The sequence below is a fragment of the Anaerococcus vaginalis ATCC 51170 genome (assembly GCF_000163295.1).
Taxonomy (GTDB): domain Bacteria; phylum Bacillota; class Clostridia; order Tissierellales; family Peptoniphilaceae; genus Anaerococcus; species Anaerococcus vaginalis.
Map to the genome: position 1 here is coordinate 507,592 of NZ_GG700527.1, position 24,045 is coordinate 531,636.

General features: G+C 27.5%; 27 protein-coding genes and 2 pseudogenes. 25 read left to right on the forward strand and 4 right to left on the reverse strand.

Annotation, left to right across the window (positions count from 1 at the left end; translation table 11 throughout):
- The first annotated feature begins 259 nt into the window (after positions 1-259).
- The 5 genes from HMPREF0078_RS02360 (at position 260) to HMPREF0078_RS02380 (ending at position 5,464) form a co-directional block, all read left to right on the forward strand.
- Positions 260-1,159, forward strand: a complete 900-nt coding sequence (locus HMPREF0078_RS02360; RefSeq protein WP_039920414.1) for an ABC transporter ATP-binding protein — start codon at positions 260-262, stop codon at positions 1,157-1,159.
- Positions 1,156-1,998 (forward strand): ABC transporter permease, encoded by an 843-nt coding sequence (locus HMPREF0078_RS02365; protein ID WP_004838481.1) that lies wholly within the window; start codon positions 1,156-1,158, stop codon positions 1,996-1,998. The genes HMPREF0078_RS02360 and HMPREF0078_RS02365 overlap by 4 nt, the downstream gene beginning before the upstream one ends.
- Before the next feature lie 7 nt (positions 1,999-2,005).
- A complete protein-coding gene (locus tag HMPREF0078_RS02370) occupies positions 2,006-2,302 on the forward strand; it encodes a radical SAM protein (RefSeq protein WP_004838482.1) in 297 nt (98 codons plus the stop codon).
- 151 nt (positions 2,303-2,453) lie between these two features.
- Positions 2,454-3,134, forward strand: a complete 681-nt coding sequence (locus HMPREF0078_RS02375; protein ID WP_004838483.1) for an ABC transporter ATP-binding protein — start codon at positions 2,454-2,456, stop codon at positions 3,132-3,134.
- A complete protein-coding gene (locus HMPREF0078_RS02380; RefSeq protein ID WP_004838484.1) occupies positions 3,134-5,464 on the forward strand; it encodes an FtsX-like permease family protein in 2,331 nt (776 codons plus the stop codon). The genes HMPREF0078_RS02375 and HMPREF0078_RS02380 overlap by 1 nt, the downstream gene beginning before the upstream one ends.
- A 96-nt stretch (positions 5,465-5,560) precedes the next feature.
- On the opposite strand, the gene HMPREF0078_RS02385 is transcribed toward HMPREF0078_RS02380, so the two are convergent.
- The 4 genes and pseudogenes from HMPREF0078_RS02385 to HMPREF0078_RS09370 form a co-directional block, all read right to left on the reverse strand.
- On the reverse strand, positions 5,561-6,892 hold the full coding sequence (locus HMPREF0078_RS02385) for a relaxase/mobilization nuclease domain-containing protein (RefSeq protein ID WP_004838485.1): 1,332 nt from the start codon (positions 6,890-6,892) through the stop codon (positions 5,561-5,563).
- Position 6,893: 1 nt separating this feature from the next.
- Positions 6,894-7,250: a plasmid mobilization protein gene (locus HMPREF0078_RS02390; RefSeq protein WP_000013364.1), complete on the reverse strand. Its 357-nt coding sequence runs from the start codon at positions 7,248-7,250 to the stop codon at positions 6,894-6,896.
- 171 nt (positions 7,251-7,421) lie between these two features.
- Positions 7,422-8,243: a serine protease family protein gene (locus tag HMPREF0078_RS02395; protein ID WP_039920416.1), complete on the reverse strand. Its 822-nt coding sequence runs from the start codon at positions 8,241-8,243 to the stop codon at positions 7,422-7,424.
- Positions 8,221-8,419 (reverse strand): annotated as a pseudogene (locus tag HMPREF0078_RS09370) (hypothetical protein); the annotation flags it as partial. The pseudogene HMPREF0078_RS09370 and the gene HMPREF0078_RS02395, both read right to left, overlap by 23 nt.
- Before the next feature lie 752 nt (positions 8,420-9,171).
- Here HMPREF0078_RS09370 and HMPREF0078_RS02400 point away from each other — a divergent pair.
- The 20 genes and pseudogenes from HMPREF0078_RS02400 (at position 9,172) to HMPREF0078_RS02490 (ending at position 23,989) form a co-directional block, all read left to right on the forward strand.
- On the forward strand, positions 9,172-9,582 hold the full coding sequence (locus HMPREF0078_RS02400; protein WP_039920420.1) for a sigma factor-like helix-turn-helix DNA-binding protein: 411 nt from the start codon (positions 9,172-9,174) through the stop codon (positions 9,580-9,582).
- A gap of 434 nt (positions 9,583-10,016) precedes the next feature.
- A complete protein-coding gene (locus HMPREF0078_RS02405; protein ID WP_004838488.1) occupies positions 10,017-10,226 on the forward strand; it encodes an excisionase in 210 nt (69 codons plus the stop codon).
- A gap of 77 nt (positions 10,227-10,303) precedes the next feature.
- Complete coding sequence (locus tag HMPREF0078_RS02410; protein WP_004838489.1) at positions 10,304-11,539, forward strand: tyrosine-type recombinase/integrase; 1,236 nt, start codon at positions 10,304-10,306, stop codon at positions 11,537-11,539.
- A 144-nt stretch (positions 11,540-11,683) separates the two neighbouring features.
- Positions 11,684-12,151: pseudogene (metG, locus tag HMPREF0078_RS02415) on the forward strand (methionine--tRNA ligase subunit beta); the annotation flags it as partial.
- A 372-nt stretch (positions 12,152-12,523) separates the two neighbouring features.
- On the forward strand, positions 12,524-12,745 hold the full coding sequence (locus HMPREF0078_RS02420; RefSeq protein ID WP_004838491.1) for a helix-turn-helix domain-containing protein: 222 nt from the start codon (positions 12,524-12,526) through the stop codon (positions 12,743-12,745).
- 3 nt (positions 12,746-12,748) lie between these two features.
- Positions 12,749-12,910 carry an adenine-specific methyltransferase EcoRI family protein gene (locus HMPREF0078_RS08930; RefSeq protein ID WP_004838492.1) on the forward strand — a complete coding sequence of 54 codons (162 nt, stop codon included), beginning with the start codon at positions 12,749-12,751 and terminating at the stop codon, positions 12,908-12,910.
- A gap of 184 nt (positions 12,911-13,094) precedes the next feature.
- On the forward strand, positions 13,095-14,138 hold the full coding sequence (locus HMPREF0078_RS02425; protein ID WP_039920421.1) for a Fic family protein: 1,044 nt from the start codon (positions 13,095-13,097) through the stop codon (positions 14,136-14,138).
- Between the two features lie 306 nt (positions 14,139-14,444).
- Positions 14,445-15,188: an ABC transporter ATP-binding protein gene (locus tag HMPREF0078_RS02430; protein ID WP_004838495.1), complete on the forward strand. Its 744-nt coding sequence runs from the start codon at positions 14,445-14,447 to the stop codon at positions 15,186-15,188.
- Entirely contained in the window at positions 15,169-15,894 is a 726-nt protein-coding gene (locus HMPREF0078_RS02435) for a hypothetical protein (protein ID WP_004838497.1), read from the forward strand. Before HMPREF0078_RS02430 ends, HMPREF0078_RS02435 begins: the two co-directional genes overlap by 20 nt.
- 8 nt (positions 15,895-15,902) lie before the next feature.
- A complete protein-coding gene (locus HMPREF0078_RS02440; RefSeq protein ID WP_004838499.1) occupies positions 15,903-16,670 on the forward strand; it encodes an ABC transporter permease in 768 nt (255 codons plus the stop codon).
- An 11-nt stretch (positions 16,671-16,681) separates the two neighbouring features.
- On the forward strand, positions 16,682-17,362 hold the full coding sequence (locus tag HMPREF0078_RS02445; protein ID WP_004838500.1) for a response regulator transcription factor: 681 nt from the start codon (positions 16,682-16,684) through the stop codon (positions 17,360-17,362).
- Positions 17,352-18,428 carry a sensor histidine kinase gene (locus HMPREF0078_RS02450; protein WP_004838501.1) on the forward strand — a complete coding sequence of 359 codons (1,077 nt, stop codon included), beginning with the start codon at positions 17,352-17,354 and terminating at the stop codon, positions 18,426-18,428. The genes HMPREF0078_RS02445 and HMPREF0078_RS02450 overlap by 11 nt, the downstream gene beginning before the upstream one ends.
- Before the next feature lie 117 nt (positions 18,429-18,545).
- Complete coding sequence (locus tag HMPREF0078_RS02455) at positions 18,546-18,812, forward strand: DUF3847 domain-containing protein (RefSeq protein ID WP_232618489.1); 267 nt, start codon at positions 18,546-18,548, stop codon at positions 18,810-18,812.
- Positions 18,813-18,919: 107 nt separating this feature from the next.
- Entirely contained in the window at positions 18,920-19,156 is a 237-nt protein-coding gene (locus HMPREF0078_RS02460) for a helix-turn-helix transcriptional regulator (protein ID WP_004838503.1), read from the forward strand.
- 210 nt (positions 19,157-19,366) lie between these two features.
- A complete protein-coding gene (locus HMPREF0078_RS02465; RefSeq protein WP_208853657.1) occupies positions 19,367-19,999 on the forward strand; it encodes a hypothetical protein in 633 nt (210 codons plus the stop codon).
- Between the two features lie 8 nt (positions 20,000-20,007).
- Positions 20,008-20,241 carry a hypothetical protein gene (locus HMPREF0078_RS02470; protein WP_004838505.1) on the forward strand — a complete coding sequence of 78 codons (234 nt, stop codon included), beginning with the start codon at positions 20,008-20,010 and terminating at the stop codon, positions 20,239-20,241.
- A gap of 381 nt (positions 20,242-20,622) precedes the next feature.
- Entirely contained in the window at positions 20,623-21,150 is a 528-nt protein-coding gene (locus HMPREF0078_RS02475) for an RNA polymerase sigma factor (RefSeq protein ID WP_004838506.1), read from the forward strand.
- Complete coding sequence (locus tag HMPREF0078_RS02480; protein WP_004838507.1) at positions 21,147-21,935, forward strand: hypothetical protein; 789 nt, start codon at positions 21,147-21,149, stop codon at positions 21,933-21,935. The genes HMPREF0078_RS02475 and HMPREF0078_RS02480 overlap by 4 nt, the downstream gene beginning before the upstream one ends.
- Positions 21,916-22,809 (forward strand): ABC transporter ATP-binding protein, encoded by an 894-nt coding sequence (locus tag HMPREF0078_RS02485; RefSeq protein WP_004838508.1) that lies wholly within the window; start codon positions 21,916-21,918, stop codon positions 22,807-22,809. The genes HMPREF0078_RS02480 and HMPREF0078_RS02485 overlap by 20 nt, the downstream gene beginning before the upstream one ends.
- 25 nt (positions 22,810-22,834) lie before the next feature.
- A complete protein-coding gene (locus HMPREF0078_RS02490) occupies positions 22,835-23,989 on the forward strand; it encodes an ABC transporter (protein WP_232618482.1) in 1,155 nt (384 codons plus the stop codon).
- Positions 23,990-24,045 lie beyond the last annotated feature (56 nt).

Below are 24,045 nucleotides of genomic sequence, written 5' to 3' on the forward strand. Positions count from 1 at the left end.
ATTGAAGTAAAGAGCAATTTCTAAAATAAAAGGCAAAATTTAAAATAGTATTATAGTAATAATTTTTTATGAACAAGGAATTCAAAAAGCAAGTGACGAAGTATTTTCAATGACTAAAAATTATATAGGAAAGATAATAAAAAATATTCACAAAAGTTAGCTGAAATATCTTATAAAAGACCTTATAATTATGTTAAAAGTAGGATATATAATATCATTATTTAGAATTCCTCATAAAATTATAGAAAGGAATAATCAAATGAGCGAATATATATTAGAAACTAAAAATTTAGTAAAAAATTTCGGAAATTTTACAGCAATAGATAATGTTAATTTAAAAGTAAAAAAACAATCTATCTATGGTTTAATAGGAGATAATGGAGCCGGAAAATCAACTATTATGAGGATGATATCTGGATTATCTAATAAGAGTAGTGGGAATATAGAGCTATTTGGTAAAAATGTTAAAAAAAATTCTAGTTATTTTAGTAAAGTAGGCAATTTAATAGAAACACCAGCATTATATATGCAGCTAACAGCTTATGACAATTTGAAATTAAAATGTTTATCTTATGATATAGAAAATGAAATGTATATAAAAGAAATACTTAAAATAGTTGGGTTGGAAAATTGTTATAATAAACAAGTTAAGAGTTTTTCATTAGGAATGAAACAAAGACTTGGTATTGCAATGGCACTTATAGGATCTCCTGAAATTATTATTTTAGACGAGCCAATTAATGGGCTTGATCCTCAAGGAATAGTCGATATTAGAAATATGTTAAAAGAAATTAATAAAAAATACGGCATTACCATAATTATATCAAGCCATATATTAGAAGAGTTATCTAAAATCGCAACAGATTTTGGAGTAATTTCAAAAGGGAAGTTACTAGCTGAGTTTACAATAGAAGATTTGCATAAAAAATGTAGATCAAGAATAGAGATAATAACCAGCGAAACGAATGAAGTATCAAAAATTTTAACTAAAAATGGATATGAAAATGAGATTATAAATAGTAAAAAAGTTATATTAAACGATTACTTTGATAAAATAAGTCTAATAAACTCTTTGTTAGTAAATTGTGGTATAGAAATAAGTTCAATTTCTGTAAAAGAAATGAGCTTTGAAGATTATTATATGGAGATATTAAGATGAGTAGAGCAATAAAATTAGAGTTATATAGACTACGAAGAAACAAATATCCATGGATAATTTTAATTCTTAGTAGCCTTATGATAATTGGATCTGTATATATGACAAAAGTTGATTATCATTACTATATTAATGATAAAGCAGCACTAGAAAACTTGAAAATAAATTTCACACAGATAAATTGGGGGATTTATGTTGGAAGTGTGATTCCAGATTGGTTAGATTTAGGCTATATACCTATAACTGAATTATTTATGAGAAATATTCAAAGTAAAATTTTATTGATGTTTCAAACAGTTTTTATTGTGATGTATATAGGAGATGAACTTAAATCTAGTTTTCTAAAAAATATTAATCAAGTTTTTCCAAAAAAAATAGAGCTAATTTTAGGAAAAGTAATAATAATATGTATATATACATTCGCAATATTTATTACCAGTTTTATTATTATGTCATTATCATTTTATATTATGGAAGGATATTTGAAATTCACAGAAACAGGAATATTCATAAAATATATACTCGCAGAATATTTATTATATATTACATATAGTATTGTAATAATGTTTTTAGCGTATTTGATAAGAAATTCTGCCGTTACACTTATTATTGGTCTCCTTGAGTCAGCTGGAATATTACAAATAATTGATACAATATTCCATCAAATATCTGGAAATTTATCATTTTCAATTATGAATTATCTTATATCAGGAAACATAGTATTATTATCAATTGATAGCAGTGTTTCTATTTATTTAAGAGTGACATTATTATCGATTATTTATTTGGTGATTATGATAATATTGAATACCATGATTCTTAGCAAAAGAGATATTTATTAAACTATAAATGGAGGATTTTATAGCATATGATACATTGGGATTTGCTCTATTTAATAAATGCACGGCAAAATGCAAACATTGTTGTTTTTCATGTTCTCCTGAATCTCAACAAAGACTTGATATCAATAGAGTGATACAATACATTAAAGAATCAGAAGAAATAAATGAAATAAAAACAATAGCTTTTACGGGAGGAGAAGTTTTTTTAGAATATCCGACATTATTAAAATTAGTTGAAATTTCAACAGAAGTTGGTAAGAATACTAGTATTGCGACAAATGGATTTTGGGCTGTAAACGAATAAGCAACATACGATAAACTTCATCAGCTTAAGAAAGGCGGATTAAAACATTTAAGTATAAGTCATGATAGATATCACAGTGAGTTTATTAGTACTAATAATATAAAAAACATACTTAAAGTTTCTTTAAATTTAGATATACAAGGAGATAAATATGGAAATATTAAATATAAAAGCAATAAAAAAATATTATGGAACAGTAAATAATCAAGTAAAGGCTTTGGATGGGGTTGATTTAGAAGTTGGGAAAGGCGATTTTTTAATAATCCAAGGAGCATCTGGTAGTGGTAAATCTACGCTCCTAAATATAATAGGAGGGCTGGATAGAGCGACAAGCGGAAGTATAAAAATTAATGGTATAAATTTAGCGGATTTAGACGATAATGGATTGACTGAATTTAGAAGTAAAAATATTGGGTTTATTTTTCAAAGGTTTAATTTGATAAATATATTGAATATAAAAGAAAATATACTTTTTCCACTTAATATTAGTGGACTTGTAGAAGATGAGAAATACCTAAATAAAATAGTTGATACTTTAGGTATCGAAGATATATTACAAAAAATGCCAAATGAACTTTCGGGCGGACAGCAACAAAGAGTTGCTATTGCAAGAGCTTTAATAACAAATCCAAGTATATTATTGGCAGATGAACCTACTGGGAATCTAGACAGCAAAAATAGTAAAAATGTTATTGATTTACTTGTTTCAACTAATAGAAATTTTAACCAAACAATTATTTTAATTACCCATGATCAAAATATAGTTGAGTATTTATTGGAGAATAAATATGCAAGTATAGTGCGTCTTGAAGATGGGAGGTTATCAAAATAATGAATTATATTAGTAGATTGGCAACTAAGTATATAAGAGGAGAAAATAAAAATTTCCTTATAGGTTTAACAATAATCTTTTCCGCATTTATTTTGTCATTGACACTTTCTTTTTCTGCATCAAATCAAATTGGCATACATAAGACTACAAAATACATGCCTCAAATAACAGTATTAAATAAATCTGATAAAATTAATGATATAAAATCAGATAGAAGCATAGATAAAATTGTTACGTTAAATATTATTGATCAAGTAAAATTTCAAGGATCTCCAACTAATGTAATTTATTTAGACAATAATAATTATTTCGATTCAATAAAAGGTGAATTGCCAATAGATTCACATGATATTATGATAGAAAAATCTATTTCAGACAAATATGGTTTGAAAATCGGAGATGAAATAAAAGTCGATGATAATTCTGGAGAAAAAACATTTACTATATCATCTATAGCATATAGGGATATGGAAGTGAGTCAGGTTAATTTATACGTATCGGAAAATTATTTTAAGAATTCAAAAGTAAAAGTAAGTTCCTCTATGATATTTTTGAAAGATAAGTCAGAGAAGTTTGCTTATAGTAAAGCTAATGAAATAAGAGATAAGTTTGAAATTCCTAAAGAAAACATTAATATTTATAATGAGTTTTTTACTTATTCCAATAATCAAAAAATTAGTGATTCTAGTATAGAACTAACGCTTATTTTGCTATTGCTTTCAATTACAACTTCATTAGTTTTATATTCAATATATTATATATCTATAAATAGAAGCATCAATGAACTTGGTAAATTAAGAGCACTAGGTTTAAAGCGTAAAGATTTAAAAAAATTAATAATAAGACAGGCTCAGTTTATTGCAATTCCTTCAGGAATAGTGGGCGGATTATTGGGCATTTTGGTAAATATATTGATTAGACCAGGAACTTTTGATTTCAAGATACATGGTTTGATTTTTATTGCAACAGTCATCTTTGTATTCACAATTGCTTGTATTTCTACATTAAGACCTGCAAATTACGCATCTAAAATTTCTCCAGTTGAAGCAATGAGTTATACTTCTTATACGGATGTTATAGCTCCAAGGCATAGCTCTAAAAAAGTTACTCCTTTATATCTAGGTATGTTAAATGCTAAAAGGAATAAAAAGCGTTCTATATTTACGTTAATATCTTTAGCGTTATGTAGTGTAATATTTATTGCTATGATAGGTGTTTTTTCTTCTATTTCGACTGAAGATATAGCTAAAAATACTAAATTCAAATTAGGTGAATATAATATCACATTTAAATTTATGGAGTATAAACCAGATGATATAAATGCAAGCAATTATAAAAAAGCTTTTACACAAGCCGAAAACAATCCAATTGATGAAAAATTAATATCAAAAATTAAGGAAATAGATGAGATTGATCGTATTAATATTGAAAAAGCTACTACGGTAAATTTTGATATAGAAAAGAATGATATACGCAATCAGGTTACAACTATTGTGGGATATAAAGAAACTGATATTGATAAATTAAAGACTAAATTAGTATTGGGAGATATAAAAGATGAGAATGATTTGATAGTTAATAATGCTAACAATGTTTTTGAAGATGTGTATAAACTAAGTCCAAAGTTAGGGGACACTATTAGGTTAAAATTTAGAGGGAAAGATGGACATATTGATGAAAAAGATTTTACTATATCCGCTATTTTAAACGATACAAGTTCAGAATATATATTTGGTATTCCAGAAAAAAAATTAGAAGAATTATGCGACTATAACATTAACAATTCTATTTCATTAAAATTAAAGGACTCTATAAATAAGAAAAAAATGAATATTATAGAGGATAAAGTTCGAAACATCTTGTCAGAAAATAAATTACTTGAATTCAATAAAGTTGATGATTATGTAAAAGAGCTTAACAAGCAATACAAAACAATTTTGTTAGCATCACTGATATTTACGTGTGTTTTTTTGATATTTGCTTTGTTTAATGTCATTAATTTATCCATAACCACATTTATTGAAAGAAAAAATCAAATAGGAACTATGATGGCACTAGGGATGAAAAAATCACATTTTATACTATCAAGAATATTTGAAACACAAATAATAATAGTAATATCTAATATTATTTCAATTATACTAGGGGGGATAATAGGGAAAACATTGATAGATATAATCGGAGATATAGTATTGAAGTTCGAATATAATTTTAACTTAATATATGTGTTGGCTTATCTAATATTAATTCATGTATTAGCGGCAATTATTGAGATTGTAATAGCTAAAACTGTAGACAATAAATCATTGATAAAATATATTGAGGAGTAATTATAGACAAAGAAAAATATTCAGAAGAATATAATGAACTAAATATTTTATTCGAGTGGGAAAAGTAATAAATGTAAAAGAGGTAGTTAAGCAGTCCTACCTCTCTACTTCCTTTCCATAATAATTTTCATAGTTTTTCCTATATTGAACTAGGTAAGAAAATTGTTCTTTATTCAAAGAATACTCTTGCATAAGGGTGTTCTTTTTTTCTTGTAATTCATCAAGTTTGGATAGTACTTCTTTTGTGTTTGGTAGCTTTTTATAATTCTTTAGTATGTCTTGAGCAGCTATTTTATAGACAGAAAGTTCACTATAATATTCTTCTGCAAATTGCTTATCTTCAGGATTTTTCTTGTGGTATTTATATATTTCACGATACTTATTTATAGTATTTATATTTTCCATATCTTGAGATAAACTCTTCATTTCAGTTTCGATTTTCTTTATTTTATCTAATAAGTCTTGTCTATCAACGGCAGATTTTTTTATTAGATCATCGAGTTGAGTAATTGAATTAATTCCTTGCTCTCTAAGCTTAACTATCGAGTCAGCCATTGTTTTTATATTATGTTTCCTTGTCCAAACTTCATAACCTTTAGAGGATTGAGCTTTTTCATTAGTAGATATATCAATAACATTTCCTACTCGCTTTTTAATAGGATTAGCTTTATTTTTGATAGCTAAATCTATTCTATCTTTGATTTTCTCTTCAGTATAATCTTCTCCGATAGTCTTTGCTCTTGTAAATCTTTGCTTATCTTTATGACGAAAAGCAATATGTTTACCAAACTTAATTTCATAATCAAGGGATTTCATGTTTTCTAAAAACTCCTCCCAGGAGTTAGACTTATTAATCATTCTATCTATGTCAAATTGCAGTTTAGACTTCCAAGAATTTCCTTTCTTACTTTGGTCAAACTCATACCAAGATTTACCAGCAGTTTTATATTTTCTTTTGTAAGCTTCATAATATTCATCAATGACCGAAAGCTTATTTTCTTTACACAATTCATCACTTTGATACCTGATTTTATGGTAAGTTTTTTTGTTAGATTGGTAGCATTTACCAGTCTTGTAATTGACATTATTAAAAATAATATGGTTATGGATATGCCCTCTATCTATATGAGTTGCAAGAACAAATTCATAATCTTCTTTTAAAATTTTCTTGCATAATTCCATTCCAATTTCGTGAGCTGTTATAGGATCAACCTCTCCTGGTAGAAAAGATTGGATTAAATGTCTAGCCAAAACTGTACCTTTAGTATCATTGTCTTCTCGTGTTTTCATAAATTGAATATGGGCAGTAGATGGATGACATTTAAATGAAGATACCAAGATTTTTTCATAAGTTTTTTCACTCTTAGTAATGTAATCTATTGCCAAATTTAAAGTTGATTTTATAGGATGTATTTTTGTAATTGCCATACTAATCACCAGAACTTTCTTTTGATTTATTTAGAAGTAGGGAATGGATTTGCCATATTTCTCTTGATAATTTTTCTATTTCTTTATTCATTGCTTCAATTTCATTTTTGTATATAACACCAGTTGTATTAGTTGCTTTTGCAATCTGGTTTATATTATTTGTTGCATTTGAAAGTAGCCATTGTAGGTTTCTAAATGGTTCTAAATCTACAACATAAATCTCTTTTTCTAATACACATTTTCTAAGAAAGTGGGACATAGTTTTGCAGTTTGCAAGTTTCATTTTCTTTTCAAAAACTTCTTTTTCTTCTTTAGTTAGTTTTATTTCTATTCTTTCATTTCTAAATCTATTAGCCATTTTGTTCTCCTTTATAAGATATATTTCGGGGTCTTAGGGTTCTCCCTAACAAGGTAAAAATTAAAAAAATGGAGCATGCCATAAAGGTCTGCTCCATTAATTTTTTCGTAAGTGTCCGTACACTTACTGTGCTTGCTATTAAAGTTATAAGCGTTAAGCGTGTATTAATATTTAATTTTGATTTTTAAGTATACTTTCTATTACATTTTTAAATTCAAGTAATTCAGCAGATTTAATGTAATAACCTAAGTTAGTCATTATTGATGTTTTGCTTATTATTTTTTGTTGTGTAGGTATATCAATAGCAATTATTTCTCCATTGGTATTAATAGTAGGACCAGCAAATAGAATACCTAAAAATATTAACCTGCTTTGTCCAATAATTATACCACCAGTTTTTTCTTTGTAACTACCCTCATTTATAATATAAATTGGAGATCCTGATGATCCAGGGAATGCTGCAATATCAGCGAGAGCAATTCCTTTTTCATTAAAATCATATGATGGATGTGAAGAAGTATAACCCTTTCTAAAAATAGGATAATTATTTATTTTATCCCATAGTCCTATGGGATATCCTACCATTACTATTTCCTCTAAAGCAGAAAGATTACTTGTGACTTCTTCATTGGGAATCAAATCTTCCTCGGCCGGTATATAATATACACTTTTACCAGTACGTGCTTTTACTTCTTCAAAAACTTGGTTCATAAATGAAAAACATAGATCTTTATTCGAGTGGAATATCCAATTTGTTTCTAATGTAATAGGATAACTTTCTATAGTCTCGTTATCCTTTCCTTCTCTTAGATGTAAGAAAAAAGTGACGGTTTCTGATTGATTGTAGTTTACTACGTGTTTATTTGTTACTAAAATTGGTACATAACTATTTCCAAATATAAAATTGAAGAAAAATCCTGTACCAGAACCTTCTTTAGTTTCTAATCTTACAGTGTTGAACATAAGTTGTTCAGATATATTTACTGGTATCATAAGTCCCTCCATGTATGAATTGCATTCTACCTTTTCAAACACTGAAATACTAATCAAGAATACAATTAAGGATTTATCATCATACTTTTTGTTATTGGTAATTGATGATAAGTTTGATCTATTATATTAAAAGCTATAATGTTGATTTTAATAAAAGCTTGTGCCAACCATAAGGCATTTGATAATTTTATTATATCAATTTATATTGAAAAAATCTCCTAATGATATTTCTTATTCTATCTTTTATCTTACTAATATGCATTAGTAATATCTAAATTAGTTACATCTTTATCTCCAATATAAATTTTGTTAACGTGAATTATTACCATAGACTTTGCTTTTAATACTACTAACTATACTTAATCCTTTCTTATAATCATTTTTATAAATTCGATTTTTAAACTCATTGTTTTATTCTAAAAGCTAATTACAATCGTATTTCATATATTCAGATATTTTTGAAAAGCTCGGTATCTATCAGTATATTTTTCTATCTTTATTATAACATTTTTATTACTTTATCTATCATATTTACCCATGATACAAAACAGTAATTGCTTATAAAAATATGCACAAAAGTTAGCAGAATTATAAATTTATTTAAGTTATACTATACTTTAAAAGACAAGAAACTTAGTTTCGCATTTATTCTCACCAAGTGAAAATAATCTAGTGAGGATAAGGTCTTTATAAATTCAGAAAAAAGGAAAGGACTTACTTTATGAAAATAACAATAATGGATCTAAGTAAATATTCCTTTTTCTATAATTTACTATGGTTATCATCAAGATAACTCTGATGAAAAATTAAATATTATCAACACTAGAAAGGGTTTCTTTCATTTTAGAGGACTAACCATGCCCAAGAGCAGGAGTCCTCCTTTTTTGTCTAAAAACAAAAAGACAAAAAAAGAATGGAGGAAACATTTATGACAAAAGAATATTATCTTTATGTCGGTGGACAAAAAATCAAAGTAAGCAAGCAGATATACAAAGTCTACTGGCAAGAAAGTGAACATGAAAAATATTTAGAGCAGGTGGACAAGAAAAACCACTTGCTCTTTTTTTCGTCTCTAAATCACGATGGGAATTTTGAAGATAATCTAGAAGATAAAAATGTTGATGTAGAAAAGGTAGTAGCTACACAAATGATGATTGAAGCACTAAGAAACGCTATGTCAAAGTTAAATGAGGATGAACGGGAAATAATTGAAAGATTATATTTCAATGATGAAACACTTCGTGCAGTAGCAAAGACTCAAAATATATCACATCCTGCTTTAATAAAAAGACGAGATAAGATTTTAGAAAAACTAAAGAAATTTATAGAAGAAATATAATTTCTGGTTACCAAAGAGGGCAAATTTTCCTTTATAAAGTGAGGGGAGTTTTGTCCTCTTTCTATTTTAAAAGAAATTTAAACAATATTTGAACCTTAACAATTGAATAGACCAAGACAAGACATTAATCATTTTTGGAGCGTAATAACCTATCCGCCAAGATCTTTCTGCTGAAAAATTCGGCAAAACAAGTACTGCTAAGCTAAAAGCAAGGGAAGAAGAAAGGGAGCGATAAGTAAGAGTTTGAATATAGGGAGGGATACCCTATCCGCTAAGAAGAAAATGAGGATAATGATACTTCTAAGGTTGAAGCCGGCTCATCCTGAACAGAGGCGGAGGTGAGATTCCTATGTTGCTAATCCAAGGCACTTGTCAATGTCAAAAAACTTTAAAATTTTAAAATTAATATTTTTAATACACTATTTGGAGGATTTATGATTAATGAAAATATAAAAGGAGTTCGTGTTTCTGAAAAAGCATTTTTAACGTTAAAAGAAGCATCTGAATATTTTAATATTGGTCAAGATAAAGTTAGACAATTAACGGATGAAGATGATTGCAATTTTGTATTATTTAATGGTAGTAAGCGTCTTATTAAGAAAAAATTAATGGAAGAATATTTGAATAGACAATTTTCCATCTAGATATGGAATTGTATAAAAAACACGCATAATGCGGTATAATAATTATAGCGTGTTCTTTTATCAAAAGGAGAATTTTTATGGTAAAAAGACGCAAAGATAGTAAAGGGGTTGTTTTAAAAGACGGTGAATATCAAAGGTCAAATGGCACTTATGAATTTAAGTGGCAAGACAAAATAGGTCGTAGAAAATCTATCTATGCGAAAACTCTAAAAGAATTAAGAGAAAAGGAATTAGATATTTTACGCAATACTATAGATGGAATTAATAACGAAGGAAGTAGTTTATCTGTAAATGATATTTTTAATCTATGGACGAAGGTTAAAAGAGGATTAAAAGATAATACCTTTAAAAATTACATCTATATGTATAAACAATTTGTAGAACCGACTTTTGGTCGTATTAAACTATCTGATATTAAAAGATCTGATGTTAGAAGTTTTTATAACAGATTAAAGGAAGATCAGGGATTGATGGTTTCTACCATAGATTGTGTTCATACTGTCTTACATCAGGTGTTAGAATTAGCAGTGGATGACGAATATATAAGGTTTAATCCATCTGACAATGCTTTGAAGGAATTAAAAGTAGCTTATCGAAATGAATCTCCGAAGAAAAAAGCCATGACATTAGAAGAACAGATGCTATTTGAAGAATACTTATCTAATAGTGACGAATATAAAAAATGGTATCCAATATTCATTGTTATGCTTTGGACAGGAATGAGAGTTGGAGAAGTCACAGGATTGCAATGGGACGATCTAGATTTTGATAATGGTCTTATAAATGTAAATAGGACTTTGGTATATTATAGTAAAGGTAAAGGATTAAACAATAGATATGCTATTAATACACCGAAGACAGCATCGGGTAAGCGAAGTATTCCTATGGTTCAAAAAGTAAAAGATGCTTTTCTTATGGAAAGAGAGTTACAAAAGACTTTTGGAATCAAATGTTGTGATTCAATCGATGGATTTAAAGACTTTGTATTTTTAAATAGATTCGGAAAGGTTCACAATAATGGAACACTTAATAAAGCTTTGAGAAGAATTGTTAGAGATTGCAATTTAAGTATAATGGATAAAAATAAATCGAACTCTAATGATATTCTATTAGTTCCACATTTAAGCAATCACATTTTCAGACACACCTTTACTACAAGGCTTAATGAACAAAATATAAATACAAAAGCAATGCAGTCTATTCTAGGTCATTCTGATATTACTACAACAATGGATATATATGTAGATGCAACAGAAGATTTTAAAATAGAACAGATGGGAGAATTTGAAAAAGCGATGAAATTTATATTTTAGGATTTACGACAGCTTACGACAAATTTACGACAATTTGCTAGAAATCTATAGGCACTTATAGAGAGTTAGCAAATTGTCGTAAATGGAGAAGTACCATAAAATAGACTTTTATAGAGATTTAGACAATTATCTAAGGTAGAGGGGATTTTCCCAACAATGAAGCCAATAGGAAAAGAAAAAGCAGAAAATGAAATCTCATCAAATGAAAATTATGGAAAAATTGCTACAGAAAAAATTGACTTATCAAAAATAAAAGTTGAACCACTATTTGAAGATTATGTAGATTTTGAAACTTTCTCAAAATCTGATTTTAGAGCTGTGAAAGTTAAAAATTGCGAAGAAGTTCCAAAATCAAAAAAACTTTTGAAATTTACATTAGATGATGGTTCTGAAAAAGAAAGAGTTATTTTATCTGGTATTAAGGATTATTACAGCGCAGAGAGCTTAATTGGAAAGACACTGCTTGCAATTTGTAATCTTCCTCCACGTAAGATGATGGGAATCGACTCAGAAGGTATGATTATATCTGCAATTTGTGAGTACGATGGAGAAGAAAAACTTAACTTGATAATGCTTGATAATAATATTCCAGCAGGATCAAAATTATATTAAAAGAACACGCTAATTATGAAACTGGGGTTTGTTATGAATCCCAGTTTAATTTTTATAATTGGATCAATAGAATTATTAAGATATACAATAAAATCAATTTAAAGAAAAACAAATATTAGATAATCACTTGCTATATATGGACCTGAACCCCAAAATCCGGAATACGGATGGAGGGGTTTTTGTATGCCAGAATACACAAAAGAATTTAAGGTAAAACTAGTAAAGGAATATGTGTCTTGCGATTTGGAACGGCTTGATAGGACTATCTCAATAAATACTCACGCAAGCACAAGTATAAAATAGGCTAAAGTGACTTATTAGCCATTTATGATATAATATATCTTAACAATAAAACGGATAAGGGGTAATAATATGGCAATTTCTTATAAACCATTATGGCACTTATTAGTAGAAAGAGAAATGAACAAAGAAGACTTAAAAAGAGCTGCAAACATAACAAGCAACATAGTTTCAAGAATGAGCAAAAACTCTTATGTGAACTTAGAGTCATTAGAAAAGATTTGCTTGGCGTTGGATTGCAAAATTGAAGATGTTATCGAGATTAGCAAATCAATACAATCACAAGAGGATTAAAGAATGAGTAGACAAGCTAGTAATAAAAATTTAAAAAAAGCAAGTAAAAACAAAAATGACGAATTCTATACTCAACTTGTTGATATAGAAAGAGAGTTGAAATATTATAAGGCTCATTTTAGATATAAAGCGGTTTATTATTATCATTATAATTTTGGCTCTTGATAGGACTATAAAACTTGGTAACGATTCAATTGAATTTTCCAATGATGATAAATGATTAATTGTATTTAATCTTGCCACTTTTGATCCATCATAACCAAATTCATTAAAATGGCGATATTAATCTCGCCAACATTGACTTATATACGCCAATTGTGCTATAATGGCGAGAAAGGTGGTGGATTACATGAGAGAGTTTAATTATGCAAAATTACTTAATTTAAATATACCAGCAAATATGTATGATCTAATATCAAAAATATATGAGTATAAAGGCAAACAGGAATTATATGTGGTTAATTTCCCAGATATACTTGAAAAAATGGTAGAAGTTGCTAAGATCCAATCAACAAAATCATCAAATGCAATTGAAGGAATTTCTACAAATGATAGTAGGTTAGAAGAATTGATGAAGAAAAAAAGCCAACCAAGAAATAGAAATGAAGAAGAAATATATGGCTATAGACAAGTACTAGATATCATACATGAAAATTATGAAAACATTGAATTTACAAAAAATAATATTTTGACCTTGCACAATAAACTATATTCTTTCTCTGGTCATAGTCATAAGGGCAAATTTAAGGGCATAGATAATAGTATAGTTGAAACAAATGCACTTGGTGAAAAAAGAATAAGATTTCAGCCTGTATCAGCTTTTGAAACAGAATCTTATATAGATAAAATGATTAGTGCTTATGATGATGCTATAAGCCAAAAAATACCACCATTGCTTTTAATTCCAGTGGTAATTCATGATTTTTTGTGCATCCATCCTTTTTTTGATGGAAATGGGAGAATGTCAAGGCTTATAACACTTTTGCTTCTTTACAAAAATGGTTTTTTTGTAGGAAAATATATTTCATTAGAAATGTTAATAGAAGATACTAAAGATTCGTATTATGAAGAATTACAAGCGTCAAGTGAAAATTGGCATTCTGGAAATAATGATGAGTTGCCATTTATAAAATATACCTTATCTGTAATCTACAAGGCATATAGTGAATGTGATGAGAGATTTAAGATAATTGGGGAGAAATCTTTGACATCTGCAGAAAGAGTGATGAAGGTATTTGAAAACTCCTTAGAGGCTCTATCCAAATCTGACATTGTTATACTTTGTCCAGATATTTCAAAGAGAACTATTGAGAGAGCATTAAAAGAACTAAGAGATGGAGGATTAATTAAACAAATAGGAAGTGGAAGATCGACTAAGTATATAAAAGCCTAAGATTATTAGCATCTACAAGAGTGGGTGCTTTTTTCATACTTAGGTTTAGGAAGTGGTAACACAAACAATTTAAATAAAATATTCAAATCTTTTTATTAAGAATAATAGCAGGACTTGTAATAATGCCATTGCAATAGCTATGGCTTGTGAAGATTATGGTACGAGTTTCGTATTCGTTAATATGAAATTTAAAGACCAATTAAAATAATATTACTGATTGTTATTCAAAAAATAGTTAAAAATTATGTTGTTTTTATAGTTTTGTTATATTTACCTCTTATAATAGAATCATCAAAGGAGGAAATTATGTCCAAAAAAGTACTTGAAATAAAAAATTTATTTAAATCTTACGGTAAAAGAAAGATTATAAATGATTTGAATATGACTGTGTTTAAAGGAGATGTTTATGGTTTTCTTGGTGCAAATGGAGAGGGGAAAACAACTACTATTAGAATGATTACATCATTAATTAGGTCTGATTCTGGAGAAATTTTAATAAATGAAAAATCTGTAATAAAAAATAGAGATCAAGCAATTAAAAACATAGGTGCTATGGTAGAATCTCCTAAGTTTTATGAAAACCTATCTGGATATGAAAATTTAAAATTAATGGCAAAACTAATTGATGGCACTAGTGATAAAGATATTGATAAATTACTTGAATTAGTAGGTCTAAAAGATAGGAGCAAAGATAAATTTGCCTCATACTCTATGGGTATGAAACAAAGACTTGGTATTGCTAATGCCTTATTAGGAAATCCAGATTTAATAATTTTAGATGAGCCTACCAATGGACTAGATCCGTATGGTATGAGGGATATAAACGAACTTATAGTATCTTTGGCAAAAACTTCTAATAAAACATTTATAATCTCATCCCATCTTCTCCATGAAATGGAATGTATTTGCAATAGGGTTGGAATTTTACATGACGGAAAATTATGTATAGAAGGTGATGTAAAAAAATTAGTTTCAGGAAATAATGTATCTAATCTTGAAGAACTTTTCTTTGATCAAGTAGGTGGGAAAAATGAAAGCATTAATTACTAATGAATTAAAGAAAATCATTAAATCAAAGATAGGATATGTATTTTTATTGTCAGCTGGACTCTTAATTTGGATGAATATTACCATGTATGATCCAAAAGAAGGAGTGTGGAATATTGATAGTTTTTATACTTTTCCTGCTAGCCTTTTAGATATTTATATGCAAATATTAATATTTTTCATACCAATTTTAGTAAATGCCTTAGTAACAAAGGACCTAGTAGCAGGCACAATGAAATTGAGCATATTGAAAGAACCGTCAAGAATTAAAAATTTAGTCAGCAAACAAATTGCCTTTACAATATTTTGTATAATAACAACTACAATTTTTGTTATCTTGTGCTATTTATTTGGAATCCTATATTTTAAAAATATGAGTGATTTATCTTTAATAAGACCAGGATTTACAAAAGCTAGTGATTTAATCTATACATTCTTAACTTATGGGAAGATTCTTTTACCAACAATTACCTACGGCTTATTAAGTATGTCAATAGGATTATTTATAGAAAATGTTAGCCTAGCAAATATCATTTCTATTGTTGGTCTTATATTTTTCTTTAATACAAGCATGGGAGAAAAATTTACAATGATAAAAAATGTATCAGCTAATGAATTTGGTATTCTAATATTAGCAAGCGGGATATTATTAGCTTTATTTTTAATAATAAGCAATATTTATTTAGAAAAGAAAGATATTTTATATTAGGGTGAGATATGAAAAAATTTATAGATTTTGAGTTATATAAACAAAGGAAAAATAAGTTTTATTATCTATTTTTTCTAATAATTTTAATTTCTCATATAGTAAAAGCGAATAAATTTATTCATACGGATATGAATTGGATGTCATTTCCCTTAGTTTCAGTTCCAGATACAGTTTTGTTTTTAGTCTTATTTGTGATTTATATATCTTCAGACTTAACAGCTATAGAATTTGAAAAAGGTCTTGTCAAATTATCAATAATGGTAAATGGAGATCGAAAAAATTTAATAAAAGCAAAAATATTAACTACAATCATGTGGATAATAGCCTTAGTGATTTTTGATATAATATCATCTTTTTTGGTTGGCAAAATAATGCTTAATGATGGAACAGTTTTGATTTCCGATGGGCAAGTTATTTTGCTTGGAGGAGTAAAGTTAGAGGGAATAAGAGCTTTTGTTAGTGTACTTTTTAGTGAAATTTCTATTATCTTGCCACTAATATGCTTAGCTATGTTTATTGTATATGCTGGTCTTTTTTTAAAAAATGCTTCAAGTGTTATGGGAATGGGATTTTTATATTATATTCTAAGCTTAATAGGTCCTGAAAAATTAAAATATTTATTTTTAGTAAGATATGTTTATAAAATACCATCTCTTTTAATCAAAGGGGAATTTGGTATTGAACTTAGCTTGTATATTGCAATATCTTTAATAGGTATATTAATCTTATATTTTGTCAATATTTCCTATTTTAAAAGGGTAGAAATATTAAAATAGGAGAGGATAGGATGAGTAGAATTTTAATCGTAGAAGATGAACTTGACTTGGCAAATTTAATAAAAGATTATCTAGAAAAAGAGCTATATGAGGTAGAAATTTGTACAGAAGGTGATAAGGCAATAGAAATTTTTGATAAATTTAAGCCGTCCTTAGTAATATTAGATTTAATGCTTCCAGGTATGAATGGTTATGAAATCTGCCAAAATATAAGAATAAAATCTACAATACCGATTTTGATTTTGTCAGCAAAAATTGATGAATTTGATAAGGTAAAGGGACTTGATCTTGGAGCAGATGATTATATTACCAAACCCTTTAGACCAAGAGAATTACTTGCAAGAGTTAATGCTCAACTTAGAAGAAGCCAAGTTTTTAATAAGGAAAATCTTGAAATAATAGACCTAGAAAATATCAGAATATATACTAAAGAATATAAGGTAGAAAAAGATGGTAGAGATCTTGATTTAAGTAGAAATGAATTTGAACTTTTGATATTTTTATCTAAAAATCCAAGACAAGTTTTTAGTCGAGAACAACTATATGAGAGAATCTGGGGCTTCGATAGTTATGGAGATTTGAATACTGTTACCGTTACTATAAACAGACTCCGTCAAAAAATCGAAGATAATCCAAAGAATCCAAAATATATTTTAACAGTTTGGGGAGTAGGTTATAAATTTGAAATCTAAATCACTTAAAAAAAACTTAATAATATTTGTCATATCAATCATTCTAATACCAATTTTATTTTTGTTGGTTTTAGGAATACCAGAAAAAGAACCTAAAAGTCTTTTGTTATCTTTAACATCAATTTCTATCCTTATCGCTATAGTAGTTATCATTATATCGACTATATTTTTAGCTTACGTCGATAAGATTATTATAAAGCCTATATATGATTTGCTAGATAATTTTAAAAAGCTATCTAAAGGGGAATATGATTTATATATAGAAAATGATAGGGTGGATGAAATAGGAGAATTGTTGGATAATTTTAATAAATTGGTAGCGTCTTTAAAATCATATAGGGAAAGAGAAAATAAAGCAAAGGAAGAAAGAGAAGAGCTAATATCATCTATAAGCCATGACTTATCAACTCCCTTATCTGTAATACAAGCCCATATAGATGGAATAAGTGACGGAGTTGCTGACAGCCAAGAAAAAAAAGACGAATATATAAGGATAATAAACAAAAAGATTAAACAATTGAATAATAGAATCAAACAACTAAAAGATTATTCATCATTTGGTATATATGACAAAGAAATAAATAATATCAGAGCTAGAGAATCTTTGGATAGAATTGTAGATGAATTAAATAGATCATTTACAAATGAAATAGAAAATTTATTTTATAAAAATGATATAAAAGAAAGTACAGTTATAGGTTTATCTGATAGGATGCTTGAAATCATATTAGAAAATCTGTTTTCAAACTCTATAAAATATAGAGGTGAAAATCCATTGGAAATTGATATAATTGCAAAAGAAAACCCAGATACAGTTATAGTAGAATTTAAAGACAATGGAAAGGGCATAAAGAAATCTGAATTAGATAAAATATTTAATCCATTGTACACAGTGGATAAAGCTAGGACGACTGATAAAGAATCAATGGGATTAGGCTTATCAATAGTAAAAAAAATACTTAATAATGTGGGAGGAGACATAGGAGCAACAAGTGAGTTTGGACAATATACAGTATTTTTTATAGAGATACCTATAGCTTGCAAAATTGAAATGGGTGTAAAATAAAAATAAATAGGATAAATAACCTAGGCGATAGAAAATAAAAACTCTATCGTCTTTTTTATTGCAAGAAGGGAGATTAGTATGAAAAAATTATATCAAATAAGACAAGAGTAAAAAGAAATAAAAGAAAAAATAGACGATACAGAAGAAAGATTAAGGCAACTAAAAAATCAAGAACAAAAGATATTAAAACAAGACATAGTGAAAAGAAGAAAAGAAAGAACTCATAGGCTCATAATAAGAGGAGCAATCTTAGAAAGCTTTATAGAAAATGCAGAAGAACTAACAGATGAAGAAATAAAAATCCTACTAGAAGAAGCAACAAAGACAAAAGAATTCAAAGAAACACTTAGAGCAATAAGGCAAAATGGAAAAGTATTAACATAGATATTATGTAACAATATACGAGGAAAAGGTAATTAAAAAATATGATGAATTATTGACACCTGGATGAGATTGTGTTTAACTATAGTTAACCAAAGAAAGGTGAAATAATGAATAATAGAATCGAGAAATACCGTAAACCTCTAGGTTTATCACAACATAGACTTGGTAAAAAAGTGGGAATATCAAGGACAAGTATAAATAAAATAGAAACAGGAAAAACGATTCCGAGCCTAAAAACTGCTAACGATATAGCAAATGCTTTGGACGTTTGTATATACCAAATATTTGATTTAGATGGTACAGGACATTATAAATGTTTAGATTCAAATTGTAGTAATAATTAGCAAAATGCATTACTAATTTATGTTATTTCTTAAAATAAAGGTAGGTTTAATTGTGATAAATTATATGAATCCTCAGAGGTACAAGAACGGAGATTTATTTATATTATAGTTTGAGAATAAGAATTGACACAGTATTATAGTTTGTATTTGAAAAACAAATAATTGATAATAAGAAGGTTAGAGATTATGATAAAAAACTTTAAAAAGCGAATGAGTGTATTAATATTGACAGTTTTAGTAATGTCTACAAGTCTAATTTCACCAATATACGCAAGTGAAAATTATGGTATAGAGAAAATAGAGGGACAAGATTACTCAATAAGCGAAGATGGCAACGATGCTGTTACAATAAATTCAAAAGATGGAATTGAGCGTGTTAGTGTTAAAGAAGATGATAACACAAGAAAGGTTACCATTTATAATAATACTACTGGTGAAGAAGAATACTTAATCTTAAATAAAAAGGATGGTTCAATTTATTCATCCATTACGAATAAAACATTAAGTAGCGATGAACAGAATCCTATTATATCACCTCGCTCAGATACTTCATATAGTACTGTATATATATCATGGGCAGAGTTTAAAACTACTATCGGTACAACTGCAACAGTGGGTGGTGTAGTAGGTTTAATTTTGACAAGAGTTCCTGGTGGGCAAGTTGTAGGAAGTGTAATTGGAACAATCAGCACTATAGTTGGTGGAGGAACATTACTTATTCCTAATGATTCTAGCCATGGTTTGAAATTTACAATAAAAAAAGTTAAGCATTATCGTAGTAGGCTTGGGAAAAGACATGTATGGTATATATCTAAATCAATCGTTTCAGTTAGTCGTTATTAGGTGTATATATGAATAAAATATTAGGAATAGTATTTTTACTTGCTACTATCCTGATTGGGATGGTAACTAATGAGAAGATTAAGTTAGATAACATCTGGGTTATTTTGATATTTATTGTACAAATTACAAGTTGGATTGGATATATTAATTTATTAGATATAGAAAAACGCTATAAATTATGGTTGAGTGTTTTATCTATGTGTGCTGTTTTTATTATAGGATTTTTTTATATCTTAAAATAGCAAAATTAAATATAGTACAGAATTATTTAAGAAATGTTTAAAAAATAAATACAGAAATCTATTTCTGTGTGAATAATATTAAAGGCTATTTATCTGAGAAATATTTAGTCTTTTTTATTTTTTATTTGTGTCGCATTTAATTTTACAACTTATCATATTGAAAAAAAGAGAATTACAGACTGATATAAATTATAGGACGGTGAGAGTATATCTTCATCGTCTTTTTTTTGAAAAATTTCAAACACTTGCAAAATAAAATTTTGCTTGTAGATGGAATTTAAAGAATAATTTATTTAAATTAAATTTTTAAACTATCTTTTTGTAGTTTTTAATCGTTAAACATTACAGAGTGCAAGATTTATTTGAGGAGAATTGTTAGGAATGAACGTAGATTTTTTATTGATATCTAGGGCTAGAAATGGCGATAGTGATGCTTTTGAAATGATAATACGAAAATATTATGGAGATATATTTAACTATTGCAAATATCATGCTTTGGATATAAATACGGCTGAGGACATAACGCAGGATGTATTTTTAACTTTTCTAAAAACAATTAATCATTATAAGCATAAAGGCAAACTTTTAAATTATTTATATACAATTGCTCGTAATAAATGTATTGATAAAAAAAAGAAGGCAAGCAATAAAGATCTTAATATTGAAGATTTTTCTGAAAAGATGTTTTTGGAGTGTACAGAATCTGATAGGAAAATAGAATATTTAGATGTTAAAGAGGCTGTTAAAAAATTGCCATCAGATATTAAGGATGTAATAATTCTATATTATTTTTTTGATAGAAAACAAAAAGAAGTTGCAAAGATTTGTGGCATTTCATTAGAATTAACTAAATATAGGCTTAGGATAGGCAAGGATATGATAAGAAAGTATGTAGAAGGTGAAATATGAAAAAAATAGACAAGTATGATAAAAAAGTGGAAAAAATACTAAGAAATATAGGAAAATTTGATGAAAAAAAGCCTTCCAATGAAGCAATTGACAAATTAGTTTTTAAAGCTAAAGAATTTATTAATAGCGAGAAAAATGAAAATAGAATTGGCTTTATTGAATTTATTGCCTTGCAGATTAAAATTATGAAAAAAGAGTGGTTATTTGCACAAATGCTTTTGCTTTTTTTTGCAGGATATTGGCTTTCTATTTCAAAAGAAATAGTTTATATGCAAAGGGGATTGAGTGTTTTGGCGGCACTTTTTGTAATATTTATAATTCCAGAACTTTGGAAAAACATTGAAAATAAATCGATGGAAATTGAAAAAAGCTCACTTTTTGATTTGAGAAGAGTATATGCCGCTAAATTAATAGCCTTTGGACTTATTGATACAGGAATTTTAACTGTGTTTTGTGTTTATGCTGTAGAAATTCAAAAAATATTGGTCGTAGATCTTTTGGGGCAGTTTGTATTTCCGATTATGATTTCATCAATCATTTGTATGATGGCTTTTTCTAGAAAAAGATATTTAAATCAATTTGTGACAATGATTATTTGTTTGGCTGCCAATATGGGATGGATGTTAATAATTTTGAATGATAATCTCTATTTAAAAATAACACCAATAGTATGGATTTTAATCTTTATTATGTGTGCCTTATTATTATTTTATTTTATTCAAAAAGTTTTACTTGATCATAGTGAATATTTGGAGGGAAAGTTTAATGAGCTTAGTATTGAATAATGTTAGAAAAAAATTTGGGAATTTGATAGCAGTTGATGATATTTCAATTGAAATGGAAAATGGCTTATATGGACTTCTTGGCACAAATGGAGCGGGAAAAACTACCCTTATGAGAATCTTATGTACAGTTTTAAAACCTAGTGATGGAAAAATATATTATAATGGCGAGGATATATTTGAAATGGATGGTAGGTATAGAAATATTATTGGCTACCTTCCGCAAGAATTTGGTTTTTATCCAAACCTTAGTGTCAAAGATTATCTTTCTTATATAGCTTCTTTAAAAGGATTAAATAAAAGATTGACTAAAGTGCGTATTGAAAAATTATTAGAAATTATGGGAATGCAGATTCATTCATCAAAAAAAATGAAAAAATTATCGGGTGGAATGAAAAGGAGAGTTGGAATTGCTCAAGCTTTATTAAATGATCCAAAAATACTTATACTTGATGAGCCAACTGCTGGACTTGATCCAATGGAAAGAATTAAATTTAGAAATTTAATAGGAGAGCTTTCCAAGGATAAGATTGTTCTTTTATCTACCCATATAGTTTCTGATATTGAAGCAATTGCAAAACATATATTTGTCATGAAAGATGGAAAAATTATAAAACAAGGAAGTGCTTTCGAATTATGTTCAAATATTTCTTATAAAGCATGGATTTATCGTTGCAAATCCGATCAAGCAGATAAATTAATAAGCAAATTTAAGAATTCGATTAGTTTTGTAAAAGAGAGTGGAGAATATGTTGAAATGAGAATTTTATCAGAAGATAAGCCCGACAACAATGCAAAATGTGTTGAAATCACTCTAGAAGATGTATTTTTCTATTATTTTAGAACAGAAAGTGGAGATAAATATGATAAGGCATGAGATAAAATTATTACTTAGCAATCGTATGAATAAAATTTTATTAATATTTTTGTTTGCTATAGCAGTTTCTTTTAGCATATTTGCAGTATGGAGCATAAGTTTTGTGGATAATAATGGAAATACCCATAATGGAATATTTGCACCAAGAAAGCTAAGCGAGAAAAAATTAAAATATGCGGGTAAATTAAATCCTGATGTATTTGAAGATGTGATAAAAAAAGATAAAAAAATTAAGGCTATTTATAAAAATCAAATTCCAGAAAAAATATATGCTACAAATATGCAAGAGTATATGGATATAAAAGATTTTATGGTAAGCACTTTGTCCTATGGAAGTGAAATGGATTATGAAAAATTTGATTTTTTAGAAGTCAGCAAAGCAAAAAATATTTACCATATCAGGAAAGAAAATATAAAAAAATTGGTAAAAGAATATGGAGTTACTGAGAAAAAAATGAAATATTTGAAAGAAAAATTTTCAAAAAATAAAACTCCTTTTTATTACGAACCTGCCGATTCGTGGATAACTATGGGCTTATATGCAACAACCTACTCATTAATATTGATTATTGGCATATCATTTCTTGTATCAGGAATATTTACTGAAGATTTCAAATTAAAAGCTGATTCGATTTTTTTTAGCACAAAATTAGGAAAAAATAAGGGAGTTAAGATAAAAATAGGAACAGGCTTATTGATGACAACAATTATATATTGGGCATTGATGCTAAGTCTTTGCATAATATCTTTTACGATAATGGGTGTAAGCGGAGCAAAATCGCCCATTCAATTAGAATACAGTTATTGTATTTATAATTACACTTTTTTTGAAAGATATTTGCTAATAATTATTGGAGGATATATTGGAAGTATTTTTGCAAGCGTAGTAACAATGCTAACATCAGCCAAAACACATTCGTCACTTCTAAGCTTGTGTATTCCAATAATATTATTCGTAGTATCGCCATTTATTGGAAGAGTCTTGCCATTTGAAAATTTATTTAAAATAACACCAGATCAGTTAGTAAATATATATAATTGCATAAAACTACCCATATTATATGAAATTTTTGGTCATATATTTATGCAAATACCAATGATAATTATATTATATTTGCTAATTTCAATAATATTGATTCCATTTATATATTTTACATTTAGAAAATATGGGCAAAAGTAGATTAAAAAATTTATTAATATAATTTTTAAAAGGTTGACAATAATCAGCCTCAGAGC

Excerpts from the sequence above, each read along its gene's own strand:
- HMPREF0078_RS02360 (WP_039920414.1), top strand. The coding sequence starts at position 260 with ATGAGCGAATATATATTAGAAACTAAAAATTTAGTAAAAAATTTCGGA.
- HMPREF0078_RS02365 (WP_004838481.1), top strand. The coding sequence starts at position 1,156 with ATGAGTAGAGCAATAAAATTAGAGTTATATAGACTACGAAGAAACAAA.
- HMPREF0078_RS02370 (WP_004838482.1), top strand. The coding sequence starts at position 2,006 with ATGGAGGATTTTATAGCATATGATACATTGGGATTTGCTCTATTTAAT.
- HMPREF0078_RS02375 (WP_004838483.1), top strand. The coding sequence starts at position 2,454 with ATGGAAATATTAAATATAAAAGCAATAAAAAAATATTATGGAACAGTA.
- HMPREF0078_RS02380 (WP_004838484.1), top strand. The coding sequence starts at position 3,134 with ATGAATTATATTAGTAGATTGGCAACTAAGTATATAAGAGGAGAAAAT.
- HMPREF0078_RS02385 (WP_004838485.1), bottom strand. The coding sequence starts at position 6,892 with ATGGCAATTACAAAAATACATCCTATAAAATCAACTTTAAATTTGGCA.
- HMPREF0078_RS02390 (WP_000013364.1), bottom strand. The coding sequence starts at position 7,250 with ATGGCTAATAGATTTAGAAATGAAAGAATAGAAATAAAACTAACTAAA.
- HMPREF0078_RS02395 (WP_039920416.1), bottom strand. The coding sequence starts at position 8,243 with ATGATACCAGTAAATATATCTGAACAACTTATGTTCAACACTGTAAGA.
- HMPREF0078_RS02400 (WP_039920420.1), top strand. The coding sequence starts at position 9,172 with ATGACAAAAGAATATTATCTTTATGTCGGTGGACAAAAAATCAAAGTA.
- HMPREF0078_RS02405 (WP_004838488.1), top strand. The coding sequence starts at position 10,017 with ATGATTAATGAAAATATAAAAGGAGTTCGTGTTTCTGAAAAAGCATTT.
- HMPREF0078_RS02410 (WP_004838489.1), top strand. The coding sequence starts at position 10,304 with ATGGTAAAAAGACGCAAAGATAGTAAAGGGGTTGTTTTAAAAGACGGT.
- HMPREF0078_RS02420 (WP_004838491.1), top strand. The coding sequence starts at position 12,524 with ATGGCAATTTCTTATAAACCATTATGGCACTTATTAGTAGAAAGAGAA.
- HMPREF0078_RS08930 (WP_004838492.1), top strand. The coding sequence starts at position 12,749 with ATGAGTAGACAAGCTAGTAATAAAAATTTAAAAAAAGCAAGTAAAAAC.
- HMPREF0078_RS02425 (WP_039920421.1), top strand. The coding sequence starts at position 13,095 with ATGAGAGAGTTTAATTATGCAAAATTACTTAATTTAAATATACCAGCA.
- HMPREF0078_RS02430 (WP_004838495.1), top strand. The coding sequence starts at position 14,445 with ATGTCCAAAAAAGTACTTGAAATAAAAAATTTATTTAAATCTTACGGT.
- HMPREF0078_RS02435 (WP_004838497.1), top strand. The coding sequence starts at position 15,169 with ATGAAAGCATTAATTACTAATGAATTAAAGAAAATCATTAAATCAAAG.
- HMPREF0078_RS02440 (WP_004838499.1), top strand. The coding sequence starts at position 15,903 with ATGAAAAAATTTATAGATTTTGAGTTATATAAACAAAGGAAAAATAAG.
- HMPREF0078_RS02445 (WP_004838500.1), top strand. The coding sequence starts at position 16,682 with ATGAGTAGAATTTTAATCGTAGAAGATGAACTTGACTTGGCAAATTTA.
- HMPREF0078_RS02460 (WP_004838503.1), top strand. The coding sequence starts at position 18,920 with ATGAATAATAGAATCGAGAAATACCGTAAACCTCTAGGTTTATCACAA.
- HMPREF0078_RS02465 (WP_208853657.1), top strand. The coding sequence starts at position 19,367 with ATGAGTGTATTAATATTGACAGTTTTAGTAATGTCTACAAGTCTAATT.
- HMPREF0078_RS02470 (WP_004838505.1), top strand. The coding sequence starts at position 20,008 with ATGAATAAAATATTAGGAATAGTATTTTTACTTGCTACTATCCTGATT.
- HMPREF0078_RS02475 (WP_004838506.1), top strand. The coding sequence starts at position 20,623 with ATGAACGTAGATTTTTTATTGATATCTAGGGCTAGAAATGGCGATAGT.
- HMPREF0078_RS02480 (WP_004838507.1), top strand. The coding sequence starts at position 21,147 with ATGAAAAAAATAGACAAGTATGATAAAAAAGTGGAAAAAATACTAAGA.
- HMPREF0078_RS02485 (WP_004838508.1), top strand. The coding sequence starts at position 21,916 with ATGAGCTTAGTATTGAATAATGTTAGAAAAAAATTTGGGAATTTGATA.
- HMPREF0078_RS02490 (WP_232618482.1), top strand. The coding sequence starts at position 22,835 with ATGAATAAAATTTTATTAATATTTTTGTTTGCTATAGCAGTTTCTTTT.